Below are 13,377 nucleotides of genomic sequence, written 5' to 3' on the forward strand. Positions count from 1 at the left end.
GCGAACATAATGGCAGGTTTTTTGAATCGTTGAGTGAAAAATATGCACTTAAGTGCGCATTGAGTGATAACAACTGCAGCAACGGGCAAGTAGAGCTTGTCGATCAAGAATATGTAACCGTCCACGATTATATGAAATGCTGCCTCGGGTCTGTAAATTGCCTGCGGCCTCGGTAATACTGCTTCGCCTAACACCCAGCATGTCGGCTAAAAATTGATGGGTTAGATATAACTCATCAGTCTGAATTCGGTCGTGACTCATTAGCAACCAACGTGCTAGCCGAGACTCAATGGAGTGAAAATGGGCACAGACTGCATTTTGTGATAATTGGCATAACAAGGTGTATAGATAAGTCTCTACTATTTGCTTCAGATTGGTATTTTGAGCGAGTAAGTTTTCAAAGGTTTCAATGGGGAGCCGCCAAGCTTGGCCAGAACCTTGGATTATCGCCTCGGAAGGCACTTGCCGAGTGCCCAGCAAAGTCGTCGCTCCAAGCATACCTTCGTAACCAATCAAACCCATTTCCAATGCCGGATGTTTGGGGAGTTTAGCAATCAAAGAAATAAAAGCCGTTAAGGGAAAATAGACATATTGATATGACTCGCCAGGCTTGCACAGTAAGTCGGCAAAGTTAAGTTGGACTAACTCAGCTTGCGATAATAAATCCGCTTGTTCCACCACTGGCAGATGACGGATTAATCGGTTCTGAATTTGTGGGGCTAATGTGTCTTGGTGTTGAGTGGGCATAGCGGTTCAACCTGTGGTGGCATTGACTTGGCACCAGAAAATCTGCTGCAAAAAGAAGGGCCGCAGCATCAGAACGGGGCTGCGGAATGATGGAGATTAAATGACTAGTTTTTTAGTTGCGGTGAAGGTGCGCCAGATTTTAGTTGCATATCGTTTTTGACTGAAATAACGCCGGGGACTTTGCTTGTTAGTTTTACCGCAGTATTGATATCTTCACGCGATTTAACAAACCCGCTGAGCTGGACCACGCCTTTAAAGGTTTCAACATTAATCTCGGCCACACTTAAGTTTTTATCACCTAAAATGGCAGCTTTCACTTTGGTGGTGACCACACTGTCGTCTAAATACTCGCCAGTACCTTCTTTGTTGTATGCAGAACTGCAACTGGCCACGGCGACTAAGCCTAGAGCCAGCAGGAAGATACTTAACATTTTAATTGTTCTCATCAGATTATCCTTTTTGATAAAGAGTAAAAATGGGGGCATTAGCTAACGCGTCCCGTTAACAGCAATATAATCAGCACCAGTAGCACTATGCCTATAAGTCCACCAGGACGATAACCCCAGTTTCGGCTATGGGGCCAAGTGGGGAGCATGCCGAGAAATAACAAAATTAAAATAATCAATAAAATAGTCGCAATAGACATGGCTAATCTTCCTAATACCGGTGCAATTTTGCACTGGGTAACATGAGTCTGTGCCGTAACAAATGGGATGTCGGTACGGTGGCGCACTTACAGGGATCTGACGAGTCGATGTGTTTATATTCGCATTAACTGATAAGCGGTATGCCGAACAGAGCGAGTGATTGTAGAGATGCATACTCTAACTTATGTCCAATGACGGACATGTTCAATTCGAAACCAACGTTTGGTATTTCACTTATTCCGTTGTCCAGTTTCATGGGCTGCGCTAATAAAGAGGTCAACAACATGAATTATCATGATCGCGATGTTTACGGCATTTACAACAATCCACAGTTCGCTTCTCCATCATTGGCACAAGGACCCGGCCCATATCTGATGGGCGCTGAAACACTTATCGGCAATAATGTTGTTAATAATTCTGGTGAAACTTTAGGGGATATCAAAGAAATTATGCTTGAAGTGGAAACGGGCCACGTCGGGTATGCGGTACTGTCGTTCAGTACTTATTTTGGTTTTGGAGAAAAGCTGTTTGCAGTGCCTTGGAAGATGCTGACACTTAATCATGAGCAAAAATGTTTTGTCATGGACATCTCATTAGAGCGACTCAAAACGGCGCCGGGGTTTGACAAAGGCCATTGGCCCAATATGAAAGATGTTGAATGGGAAAACGAACTGCACGATTACTACGGTAGCCGTAGGGATTAATGGTGTTAAGCAGGGGATTTATCCCCTGCGTTATTATTTGGATTCGGTAAATATGTATAAGTGTGGTTGTGCCTATCAAGTGAGTAGGGCCCACACGCATTTTAGTTGTTAGGGATTTGCTTATCGCCATGGTTGTAACCTAATAACGATAAAAGTTTGAGCTAGCGTATTATCGAAAGTCACCAGCGTGTATCGCTGATCAATGTCTTCGCTTCATCAAATGATTAAAGCCTTGTCGAAAGATAAGGCTTTTTTGTTTTTCTATTTTAAGTTTAAATCCCTATTTAAGGTAAATCTGATGTTTTCGGATTTGTACTACAGCTTATTTTACTTGATGTCGCTAGATTGCTCCGTTTTCTTGATTTTTCTCCATAGGTGATGAGGGAAGAGTCATATTTAACAGTGGATATATCGAATAGATAATTTCAGCTTACTGTTCATGCTGTTGTCATCTGCGTCATTAAAGCTAAGCTCATTAGTATTTAGCTCAGTTATCTAAAGGATTTATATGGTTGAACACATTACTGGCATGCTAGCGCTAATTGGAGTGCTATCGTTATTTTGTCAATGGCTTGGCTGGAAACTGCGGTTACCAGCGATTTTACCCTTGTTGCTATGTGGGCTCACTTTAGGCCCAGTGCTTGGATTCCTCAATCCTGATGCGATTTTTGGTGATTTGCTTTTTCCGATAATTTCCCTCGGGGTCGCCGTGATTTTATTTGAAGGGGCTTTGACTCTTAACTTTAAAGAAATCAAAGATCATGGTCGTATGGTGACGCATCTTGTGACTATCGGTACCGTGATCACTTGGGCCTGTATCAGTACGGCCACCTTTTATTTACTGGATTTTAGTTGGGAAATTGCATTGCTCTTTGGGGCGCTAGTGGTAGTGACTGGACCTACGGTTATCGTGCCAATGCTCAGAAGTGTGCGTCCTAAATCCCAGCTGGCGAGTATTTTGCGTTGGGAAGGTATAGTGATTGACCCAATAGGTGCGCTGCTCGCAGTGTTAGTCTTTGAATACATAACCGTTGCTAGCGATCAAACGACGCATGTGCTCTATGCCTTAGGCTCTATGTTGTCCCTCGGATTAGGACTTGGCGCAGTAGCGGGTTATCTAACGGGACAAATCTTAAGACACAACCTATTGCCACACTATCTGCGTAATACAGCCGTTTTGACCTTAATGCTGGGTATCTTTGTCGGCTCGAACCTATTACAAGAAGAATCGGGTTTATTGACTGTGACGGTTATGGGCATTTGGCTTGCGAATATGCGTGGTGTGGATATTGCTGAAATCCTTGAATTTAAAGAAACATTAACCGTACTGTTGATTTCTGCACTGTTTATTTTACTGGCGGCGCGATTAGATTCTAACGCCATGCTCGGCTTAGGCTGGGGTGGACTGGGTGTTTTAGCTGTGACCATGTTATTGGCACGACCGCTGAGTATTTGGGCTTCTGGTATAGGCACATCTCTGTCGAAAGCGGATAAGTGGTTTTTATGCTGGATTGCCCCTCGAGGTATTGTGGCCGCGGCGGTATCTTCTTTATTTGCAATCAAGTTAGAAGCCAACAATGTGCAGGGCGCAGATGCAATTGTGCCCTTAGTGTTCTTAATTATTATCGGCACTGTAGTGGTCCAAAGTTTAACGGCGGGACGTTGGGCACGATTTCTTGGGGTTAAAGCCGATTCTGCCCAAGGTTTATTGATCTTTGGTGCCTCTAAATTTTCCAGAGAGTTAGCGAAAATTTTAAAAGCCAAAGATGTCAAAGTGCTACTGGCTGATAATAACTGGGACAACATTAGGCTCGCGCGTATGGATAATATTCCAGTGTATTTTGGTAATCCTGTTTCGGAACATGCTGAAACTTATATGGATTTAACTGGAATTGGCCGCGTATTGATTATTTCACCTTACCGACAGTTAAACCCGTTAGTGAGCTTTCATTTCCAAGACTTTTTTGGTGCTAAAAAAGTTTTTGGTCTTAATAATACCGAAGTTGGCAGTGCACGCCACCAGCTCTCTGAAAGTTATAAGCAACGTTTATGTTTGTTTGGTGATGCAGTGTCGTATGCCAAGATAGCCAGCCTAATGGCGAAAGGCGCTCAACTTAAAGTAACGAATTTAACCGAAAACTTCAGCTTTGAACATTTTCGTAAACGTTACGGTGAGACGGCAATACCACTGGTTTACCTGACGAAAGAAGGTAAGGTCGTCGTTGTTTCGGGTAATGATACCGTATTTCCGAATGGCATTGAGCTTATCAGTCTATTGCCAATTGAAGCCTTAGAAGAAGCCAAAGTGCAGCAAGCAATTGCAGATCGGGAAGCCCAAGAAAAAGCCGCAGAATCTGCTTTAGCAAAGGTAAAAGTGGAAGAGCATGAAAGCGAAGGTGATGAGGCTATTGGATAAGTCAATGTTACCAAACGATTTATTATCGAAATATTTTTTGACTAGCTGAAGAATATTTCTCAAATAGCACATTCAAGGCATCATAGCTGCGTAAGTTTTATGGCCAATCTTACTGCAGCTATAGATTACAGCCCAAAAAAGAGTATTAAAATGACTTGGCTAGAAAGCCATGTTTATGCAGAAAGTTAGCTCTTATACAAGCAGTCATTACACTACTGAATAAGCATTTTGCACTAAGGAACGTATGGTCGACTCTATGCATTCAACCGCGATATTGAATTGAGTTTCGTTTTCGGCGCCACCAAGGCTCAAGCGGATAAAATTGTCATGGCAATTAAAGTCATCACCATTACGGACTAATATGCCTTTTGCGGCCAGTGCGGTAACGAGATGATGGGCTTTGATATCTTCTGGCAGTTGTATCCAACCGTTTAACCCTCGCCAAGTTTGGGTTAATCCCAGCCGTTCGCCCATAGCGATACAGTGACTTTGGCGTTGACGTACGAGCGTATCTCGTTCTGCAGTGATATGACCTTTCTTTATCAACTGACAGGCAATTTCAATATTCAGCGGCGACACCATCCAGCATTGGCTATGAATAGCGAGTCGCACTTGGGCGATAAGGGGGTCAGGAACCAGAATAAAACCTTGCCTTAAGCCGCCAGAAAACAATTTTGACAGGCTGGAAATATAAATCACCCTTGGGATCGCCAGCTGTTTTGCTAATTGCCACAGGGGCGAATGCCATTCTTCAGGTAAACAATAATTCACGTCATCTTCAATGATATAGAATTGATATTGCTCTGATAATTCAAGGATTTTCTGCCGCTGTGATTCACTGTACTGAATGCAAGTGGGGTTTTGATTATTCAGTGTGAGATAGACTAATTTAGGGTTGTGGATCTGTAATAGGGCTTCAAAGCGCGGCAGATCTAATCCTTCGAGGGTAAGGGGCACACCAACGCTAGTGAGGCCAAGCTGTTTAGCACAAATTCTCACGCCTGGATAACTGTATTGCTCGTGTAACAGTACATCGCCTGTGGATAAAAATGCGCTCAAACAGGCAAAAATGGCTTGCTGGCCGCCATGGGTAAAGACTAGTTGCTCGGGCGTTTGCTGTATGCCGCGTTGGTTTAACCATTGGTGGAACACTTGTTGGTGTTGATCTAATGGACTGGCGCGATAACCGAGTAACTGACTCAATTTATTGGGGTCTTTCGCTAATTGGCTGAGGCAATCGCTTAGGGTGCTGATTTGATCTGTGAGTGGTTGCTGACAGGTCGCCATATTCAATTGTACGTTACCCATTTCAGGTACAGGGGAGGCGTTGACATAGGTGCCATCTCCCACACGCGCTTCGACGTAACCTCTTTGTTCCGCCAATGCATAGGCGCGGGTCACAGTGCCAATTGTGATGCCTAAGGCATCAGCTAAACGGCGCTGCGGTGGCAGTTTACTGCCTTGGGTTAACACCTTCTGCAAAATGCCTTGTTCTATGGCACTGACTAAGCGCTGATATTTCGGGCCTGAAAAAGTCGTTAGGTCTGGCGTCCAGATTGTACCCATGACAATAAATCCATTGATCTCTAATATTCTCCGTATATTATTTATTGCATCTTTTTATGTCAACAAATGTATGCATACAATTTAAGGCGAATATGAATACTGCACTGCTTTATGATCCACAATTATGGACTTTAATGGCCTCGACCGCGCTGTTTTGCGCGACGATGACAATGACTCCCGGACCGAACAATATTCTCTTAGCTAGCTCTGGAGCGCATTTTGGTGTGCTGCGTACCGTGCCACATATTGCAGGGATCCGCTTGGGTTCGACCTCTTTACATCTTGCGGTATTATTCGGCCTCGGTACCTTGTTTGAAGCATTACCGGTATTGCACCAAGTATTGAAATATTTCGCTTTAGCATATTTGCTGTATCTCGCGTACAAATTAGTGACGTCGCCAGTGCAGAGCACGCATTTGGATGATGGACGAAAACCTATGACGCTCATTGAAGCTGCATTATTTCAATGGATTAACCCTAAATCTTGGATGTCGACGATTACCCTGTGTAGCGCTTTTACATTAAGTGGCGATGGCTTTTGGTTGAGTGCGTTTCTTGGCGTATTAATGTTCAACATAGTGGGATTTCCTGCATCATTTACTTGGGTATTTGTCGGTGCCGCGATCAGTAAGAAACTCAATACCGATAGACGTAAGCGCCATTTTAATTGGTTTATGGGCAGCTTGCTCTTAGTGTCATTACCTATGATATTACGCTAGCTTGGCTTGAATTAAGTGCCTAACCCTATAAATATTCTGAGGAAGACACTCGCGTAATGATTGGCTTTATGCCATAACCAACATACTATTGATGGCTTTTTAGGTAATGACCTTTTAGCTGAACATTTTCAGTCTCAGTTATACTTGTTGCTTATCTTGATAGTGTGTATATGGAGGTTGCCGAGTGAAGTTCCCTAGTTTGATTTCGTTTATGCCGGGATTGGCGCAATTATTACAATATGAAAAGCAATGGCTTAGGGATGATGTGCGCGCAGGCTTATCCGTTGCCGCTGTGGCATTACCCGTAGCGATTGCTTATGCCCAGCTCACTGGTGTGAATGCTGCCGTGGGTTTGTATTCCTGCGTATTACCAATGTTGGTATACGCACTATTTGGCACCTCAAAACAATTAATCGTGGGTCCAGATGCGGCGACTTGTGCTGTTATCGCCGCGGTTGTCACGCCCCTAGCTGCAGGGGATAGCATGAAGCACTGGCAGTTAGTGATGACCATGACGGCCATGACAGGCTTTTGGTGCTTGATTGCGAGTCGTTTTAGGCTAGGGGTTCTCGCCGATTTTCTATCAAAACCGATTTTGATGGGACTGCTTAATGGTGTTGCAATTACCATTATCGTGGGACAGTTTTCAAAAATATTCGGTTTTACCTTCGATGAGCGTTATCTAATCGAACGCCTCAGCGGTGCGCCTTCTTACTTATCCAAAACCCATTGGCCGACATTGACAATGGGGATTGTGACGCTAGCGACTTATGCCTTAGTGAAACGGTTTCGTCCACAATGGCCTGCTTCTATGTGCGCAATGGCGATGGCAGCTTTCCTTGTTTGGGTGTTTAACCTGACGAGCTTTGATATTAGCGTCGTCGGAGAAGTGACCTCGGGATTACCTTCATTCCAAGCGCCTGTATTTGATTTAGGTATCGCCCGTGAGCTTGTGGTACCAGCGCTTAACTTAGCCATGGTGAGCTTTGTGAGCATGATGTTGACGGCTCGAAGCTTTGCGGCAAAAAACGGTTACGATATAGATGCCGATAAAGAGTTCAGGGCGTTAGGTATAGCCAATATAGCGTCTGCCATATCTCAAGGTTTTGCGGTGAGCGGCGCGGATTCCCGCACTGCGGTTAATGATGCCAATGGTGGTAAGAGCCAGTTAGTGTCTATCATTGCGGCGGTATTGATTGGTGTTGTGGCGCTATTTTTCACTGCGCCTTTGAAGTTCATCCCCAGTGCAGCCTTAGGTGTGGTACTGGTGATTGCCTCTATCTCGCTTATCGATTTAAAGTCACTGTGGAATCTGCGAGTGCGGGATAGGTCTGCTTTTCTACTTGCCTGTATCACCTTGTTCTCCGTGTTGTTTATTGGGGTTATCCCTGGGATAACCTTGGCTGTATTACTGGGTTTATTCCAGTTCCTCGCTACTGTGATGCGGCCTACGGATCAAGTGCTTGGTTTAGATCATAAGGGCGTTATCCGCAGTGTCGATGAATCGGGTAAAGCTAAATCGGTTCCAGGAGTATTTATATATCGCTTTAATTCGCCGTTAACTTACTTTAATGCGACGTATTTTAAGCGCCGTTTACTGGAAAAGTTTATTCGGGAATCTGAGCCGGTCGATTGCATCATTATTGATGCAGTGCCTTGTTTTACCCATTTAGATTTAAGTGTGATGGCCATGTTGGCTGATTTGCATCAACTGCTTAAAAAACGTGGCGTTCGTTTAGTGCTTGCGGGACGTAAACGGCAGATGCTGAGTTGGTTTGAGCAAGCGGGCATGCAGACAGGGGAAGGTGGTATTTTGATCCGGCCAGATTTGTATCTCGCCCTTAAAATGAATCAAAGCTATAAACAAGCCTTGGCTGAAGGGCAAGCACCTGTGATCCAAAAAGTTCCTGATGACTCGGTATTGTTGCACAGTCATTTGTAGTTAACTGAATGCCTTGTTTGATTAAACTGGGTCATAAAATAGCGCAGCTTAAGGTTGCGCTATTTTTTTGTCTTAATTTGATAATTAAATCAATTGGATGACTAGCTTTTTGAAAGTATTCAGTTTTACCGTTTAGTCTTTGAGAATTCTATCTAGGGGAATAAAACCGTGAAAACCATAATAACCTATAGGGCCGAGTATCAGACTCAGTAGGCACCATAAGCACTTTTTGTTAGTGCTGAGATCCACTTTACTCTTGAAAGCCCGAAGGGCAAATAGACAATGCAATAGCACCAGGCCCCCAAGCATAATAACGATATTAATATCCATATTTTCCAACTGTCTTATCCTTGTGTTCTATCATTCACGTCCTTGAGTCTTTAGGCGTGGTTACTTTTCTTGAGAAGATTGTCTAGCTACGATTAGCTAAATTAGTTACCTAGTGGCAAATACCTTACTCGAATATTTTACCGATGGCTATAACATAAAATAAAAATAATCTTTAAATCTTATTGGCTTACACGTCTCCTAACAAGCAAGTTGGAGAATGGCTAGCGTCCCAGATCACATATTTTTCCATCGCACGAATAAATATTTCACTCGAAATAAGTCGATTCAGCCAAGCGGCGACTCGCGGAAAATCATCACTAAGCGCACGTTTAAGATCCACTGCGGCAAACTGGCGTACAAAAGGTATGATTGCGTAGTCGGCAAGGCGAGGTGTATCGGCGACTAAAAAGGGGTGTTGCCCTAAGCATGTTTCAAGTTGCAGGAGGAAATGACTCGCCTGCTGATAATAATAAGCTTGCGTTTGCTCAGGGTAACGGTCGACATATTTATAGCGGTCAAGCCATGGTTTAAATTGCTGATCATTTTGCGCGATAAGTTGTGCCATTTTATCTTCAATAGCAGGACTTTGCTGACACAATAGCTCTAAGGGATCTGCTTGCGTGAGTGCCCAGCGCATGATCTCAAGACTTTCGGCAATCACCTCACCGTTCGCTAGCACTAATACTGGCACAGTCCCCTTAGGTGAGGCCGCTAGCATTTGTGGTGGTTTGGCTTTAAGGGTGATTTCACGGACTTCAACATTGCATTGGGCTAATAAGAGTCCCAAACGTGCTCGCATTGCATAGGGGCAACGGCGGAAGGTGTATAAGACGGCTAGAGTCATTCGGATTTCCTCTACTGTGCGGCGCCATGCGTGGAAGTTGATGCGACTAAAGCTGACGTCAGCATGTTTATGCATGCTTATTGACGACGCGAGTATGCCAATGCGAATGTTGCGTGCCAATCATGCAATATTCAAAGGGCGCAGATGGTAACGCTTTCATACTGGGATTTCTGCTTAATTTGTCATCATAGAATGATTTTTCTCACCACTGTGCGTAAAGAATTAAAGACCCTGTATTTTATCTGTGTTTATCTTGCTGTGACTCAGGTAGAATTCCGCGCTATTTTTGGGATCTGCAGCAAGGCTGCAGATGATTGATTTGTTTATGCACTGGAAATTAAGTTCCAGCCAGCAAAGAGGGTGTTATGGCTAAAGTTGTCGTATGTGCGTTATATAAATTCGTGTCGTTACCGCATTTTGAATCTATCCGAGCGCCATTGCTTGCTATGATGGAACAGGCCGAGATCAAAGGCACTCTGCTCCTCGCAAGTGAAGGGATCAATGGCACAGTTGCTGGCACTCAAGAAGCTATTGAAGCGTTATTAGTGTGGCTTAATAGCCAAAATGGCCTAGATAATATCGTTCACAAGTTATCATTTGACGATGAAATGCCGTTCTACCGCACTAAAGTCAAACTGAAAAACGAAATCGTGACTATGGGCGTTGAAGGTATTGACCCACTTAAAGTGGTTGGCACCTATGTGAAGCCTCAAGATTGGAATGCGCTGATTTCGGATCCTGACGTGATTTTAGTCGACACCCGTAACGACTATGAAGTGCAAATCGGCACTTTCAAAAATGCCATTAATCCTGTGACTGAAACCTTCAGAGAATTCCCTGAATATGTGAAGCAGAATCTTGATCCTGCTAAACATAAGAAGGTCGCCATGTTCTGTACTGGCGGTATTCGCTGTGAGAAATCAACTGCTTATTTAAAAGAGCAAGGCTTTGATGAGGTGTATCATCTCGAAGGCGGTATTCTTAAATACCTTGAAGAAGTGAAAGCGGAAGAAAGTTTGTGGGAAGGCGAGTGCTTCGTATTCGATAACCGCGTTGCAGTGAACCATGACTTGAAGAAAGGCCAATACGATCAATGTAATGCTTGCCGTATGCCAATCACTGAAGCTGAAAAACAGAGCCCTGCCTATGTGCAAGGTGTCAGTTGCCCACATTGTATCGATAAAATTTCTGACGAGCAGCGTAAACGTTTCGTTGAGCGTGAACGTCAAGTGAATTTGGCTAAGGCCCGTAATGAAGCGCATATCGGTAGCGATGTGAATCAAGTGATTGAAGCGCGCCGTGAGAAAAAAGAAGCGCAGCGTCGACTCGCCGCCGAGAAAAATAACGCGAAAAAATCGCAAGCGCTTTAACTTTATATTTCATTGGATGAGCTGCAAGTTAGTCATGAGTTTGCACTGAGCTTGTTTCTCACTCGGGCAGTTTTCACATGGCTCTCACAGTGAATATGGCTTGCACTCTGGCCCGACTCGTTCGGGCCATTTTTTATGCCGATTTTAGTTTTAGTGTGAATGTGCTTTAACTCATTTTTAAACCATTATTTATCATAGCGCTATGCCGAAAACCTTAAATTTATGATAACTTTCAGTCGCTAGTATTAAAAACGTTAGTATTAACAACGCTAGCATTTCAAAAAAGTCGAGTGCTATATACGAAGGGAGCGATTCAGTGCAAGGTAGGCAAAGCGCATGAGCATTTGGAAAGAGCTATACGATATTTTCGATAAGGAACGCAGTCGCTGGCAGCAATCGAGCGCCAGTAAGCAGGCGATTGCCTTCGAGTTAAAAGCCAATTTGGGTTTTCTGGCCGATGCGTTAAGCAGCTGTTTATCGCAAAGCGCGATCGCCAGCGGTTTAGAATACAGTATTTTTGAGGCAAAACTGAAAGAGGGCGCAGCACTCACTACGTTAAATCGCCGTAAAGTGACACTGAAATTTATTGGTGAATTTGCCGAGTTTAATAAATATGTCGGTAAAGAGAACGACGCTTTAGTCGAGAATGCTTACGCTAGAATCAAATCGCTGCAGAAGTTAGTCGCGGCTGAGCCCAATAAAAATCATGATCTTAAGATTAAATCCCTGTTTCGCTTTTTAGTCTTTTTAGTGGCGCACCTTGAGGAGCAGCCATTGAGTCGCACATCAGCGAAAAAAGCCTAAGGCTGATGAGTGGCATTGACTAGCTTGTTATTTGAGAGACAAAAAAGGCGCCTGTGGCGCCTTTTCTATGTTTGCGAACGTCATTGCTCAGTGTTTATAGCGCAGTCTTTAAAAGACGTGTTCAAGAGCCATCTTTAGACTCACTCTTTAAAAGCCGCCATTGAATTTAGCGCTTAGGTGGTTCAGTTTTGCTTTGATCTGCTTTATTGGGTTCTGAGTCCGCTGAACTTGGTTTGTTTGAAGCCGCATCGGCATCATTGTCTGCTGCCGAAGGCTTGGCAGTATCTGACTTTATCTGCTTATCTTTACCATGTTGACCGAACTGCGGCAGTTTGAACTTAGCACTGTACTTCAACGCAGCAAGATTGCTGGCGATGACACCGACGATCAAAATAATAATGATCCAGACTTCTAAGGTCGACATACTCAGCTCCTGTTTCGAATTGACTCGCGCACACCTAACGGGCGATTAATCAACCGCTAAACGTTGCTCACATTTACGAATGTCTTCTGGCGTATCAACTTCAATAGAATCAAAGGCGCTAATGGCGATTTTGATCTTATGGCCGTACTCTAATGCACGTAATTGCTCGAGTTTTTCCAGATCTTCTAGACGACCTAATGGTAGGGCGGCGAAGGCCTGTACGAATTTGCGTGTATAAGCATACACACCTAAGTGCTTATAAACGGGGTAATCTTGAGTATCGCGCCCAAAAGGAATACGCGAACGAGAGAAATACAAGGCGTAGTTGTTGTTATCGAACACCATCTTCACATGCATAGGATCGTCAAGCTCGGCTTTATTGACGATTTCAAAGCCTAAGGTGGCCATTTCAAACTCACCAGGGTGACGCTCGAAGAGGCTGATGACTTGCTCGATAGAGGTTGGGTCAATAAGAGGTTGATCGCCCTGTAGGTTGATCACTAAGTCGTCATCTTTTAGTCCCAGTTGGTTTATTGCATCATTGATACGATCTGTACCCGAGGCTGCATCTGGGCTGGTCATGACTACTTTGCCGCCAAAACCTTCAACGGCCGCTTTAATGCGATCATCATCGGTAGCGACGTAAATATTGGTGAGGCCTTTGGCTAACGACGCGCGTTCATACACGTGTTGGATCATTGGCTTGCCGTTAATCGGGGCTAAGGGTTTGCCCGGGAAGCGGCTTGAACCGTAACGAGCCGGGATTAACAGAGTCACATTCATCAAATTATCCTACTTTTATCAAAGATATACAGTGTAGATATACAATGCATATAGACAAAAGGGCTCACAATTGAGCCCTTT

At 44.1% G+C, this 13,377-nt stretch carries 15 protein-coding genes; 7 read left to right on the plus strand and 8 right to left on the minus strand.

The genetic code is table 11. The annotated features are described in order from the left end of the window. Positions 1-48 precede the first annotated feature (48 nt). From L5M40_RS00110 to L5M40_RS00120, 3 genes are all read right to left on the minus strand, one after another. The gene (locus L5M40_RS00110; protein ID WP_219250480.1) at positions 49-747 is read right to left on the minus strand and encodes a Crp/Fnr family transcriptional regulator; all 699 of its coding nucleotides are present in this window, start codon (positions 745-747) and stop codon (positions 49-51) included. 104 nt (positions 748-851) lie between these two features. Continuing rightward, positions 852-1,193: a BON domain-containing protein gene (locus L5M40_RS00115; protein WP_028760077.1), complete on the minus strand. Its 342-nt coding sequence runs from the start codon at positions 1,191-1,193 to the stop codon at positions 852-854. Positions 1,194-1,231: 38 nt separating this feature from the next. Continuing rightward, positions 1,232-1,393, minus strand: a complete 162-nt coding sequence (locus L5M40_RS00120; protein WP_081729035.1) for a DUF3309 family protein — start codon at positions 1,391-1,393, stop codon at positions 1,232-1,234. Positions 1,394-1,678: 285 nt separating this feature from the next. Between L5M40_RS00120 and L5M40_RS00125 the strand changes: the two genes are divergently transcribed. Further along, entirely contained in the window at positions 1,679-2,098 is a 420-nt protein-coding gene (locus tag L5M40_RS00125; RefSeq protein ID WP_028760076.1) for a PRC-barrel domain-containing protein, read from the plus strand. A 508-nt stretch (positions 2,099-2,606) separates the two neighbouring features. Beyond that, positions 2,607-4,514, plus strand: coding sequence for a cation:proton antiporter (locus L5M40_RS00130; RefSeq protein WP_263175426.1), 1,908 nt, complete (start codon positions 2,607-2,609; stop codon positions 4,512-4,514). Positions 4,515-4,721: 207 nt separating this feature from the next. Here L5M40_RS00130 and L5M40_RS00135 read toward each other — a convergent pair whose 3' ends face one another. After that, positions 4,722-6,080: a PLP-dependent aminotransferase family protein gene (locus L5M40_RS00135; protein ID WP_263175427.1), complete on the minus strand. Its 1,359-nt coding sequence runs from the start codon at positions 6,078-6,080 to the stop codon at positions 4,722-4,724. 92 nt (positions 6,081-6,172) lie between these two features. On the opposite strand from L5M40_RS00135, the gene L5M40_RS00140 reads away from it, so the two are divergent. Both L5M40_RS00140 and L5M40_RS00145 read left to right on the plus strand, forming a co-directional pair. Continuing rightward, complete coding sequence (locus L5M40_RS00140; RefSeq protein WP_028760074.1) at positions 6,173-6,799, plus strand: LysE family translocator; 627 nt, start codon at positions 6,173-6,175, stop codon at positions 6,797-6,799. A 184-nt stretch (positions 6,800-6,983) separates the two neighbouring features. Further along, positions 6,984-8,741 carry a SulP family inorganic anion transporter gene (locus L5M40_RS00145; protein WP_105252613.1) on the plus strand — a complete coding sequence of 586 codons (1,758 nt, stop codon included), beginning with the start codon at positions 6,984-6,986 and terminating at the stop codon, positions 8,739-8,741. Positions 8,742-8,873: 132 nt separating this feature from the next. Here L5M40_RS00145 and L5M40_RS00150 read toward each other — a convergent pair whose 3' ends face one another. Then, positions 8,874-9,071, minus strand: coding sequence for a hypothetical protein (locus L5M40_RS00150; RefSeq protein ID WP_263175493.1), 198 nt, complete (start codon positions 9,069-9,071; stop codon positions 8,874-8,876). 187 nt (positions 9,072-9,258) lie between these two features. Further along, positions 9,259-9,915 (minus strand): glutathione S-transferase, encoded by a 657-nt coding sequence (locus tag L5M40_RS00155; RefSeq protein ID WP_263175429.1) that lies wholly within the window; start codon positions 9,913-9,915, stop codon positions 9,259-9,261. 144 nt (positions 9,916-10,059) lie between these two features. Between L5M40_RS00155 and L5M40_RS00160 the strand changes: the two genes are divergently transcribed. The 3 genes from L5M40_RS00160 (at position 10,060) to L5M40_RS00170 (ending at position 12,089) form a co-directional block, all read left to right on the plus strand. Next, positions 10,060-10,233 carry a hypothetical protein gene (locus L5M40_RS00160; RefSeq protein WP_198573292.1) on the plus strand — a complete coding sequence of 58 codons (174 nt, stop codon included), beginning with the start codon at positions 10,060-10,062 and terminating at the stop codon, positions 10,231-10,233. A gap of 47 nt (positions 10,234-10,280) precedes the next feature. After that, positions 10,281-11,285, plus strand: a complete 1,005-nt coding sequence (locus tag L5M40_RS00165; protein ID WP_028760070.1) for a rhodanese-related sulfurtransferase — start codon at positions 10,281-10,283, stop codon at positions 11,283-11,285. Between the two features lie 336 nt (positions 11,286-11,621). After that, complete coding sequence (locus L5M40_RS00170) at positions 11,622-12,089, plus strand: hypothetical protein (protein ID WP_263175430.1); 468 nt, start codon at positions 11,622-11,624, stop codon at positions 12,087-12,089. A 166-nt stretch (positions 12,090-12,255) separates the two neighbouring features. Here the strand turns inward: L5M40_RS00170 and L5M40_RS00175 are convergent, their stop codons facing one another. Both L5M40_RS00175 and kdsB read right to left on the minus strand, forming a co-directional pair. Beyond that, a complete protein-coding gene (locus L5M40_RS00175) occupies positions 12,256-12,513 on the minus strand; it encodes a DUF2897 family protein (RefSeq protein ID WP_263175431.1) in 258 nt (85 codons plus the stop codon). Between the two features lie 45 nt (positions 12,514-12,558). Continuing rightward, on the minus strand, positions 12,559-13,296 hold the full coding sequence (kdsB, locus tag L5M40_RS00180; RefSeq protein ID WP_012197229.1) for an 8-amino-3,8-dideoxy-manno-octulosonate cytidylyltransferase KdsB: 738 nt from the start codon (positions 13,294-13,296) through the stop codon (positions 12,559-12,561). Positions 13,297-13,377: the final 81 nt, after the last annotated feature.

This window comes from Shewanella sp. SM68 (assembly GCF_025653925.1).
GTDB lineage: Bacteria > Pseudomonadota > Gammaproteobacteria > Enterobacterales > Shewanellaceae > Shewanella > Shewanella oncorhynchi.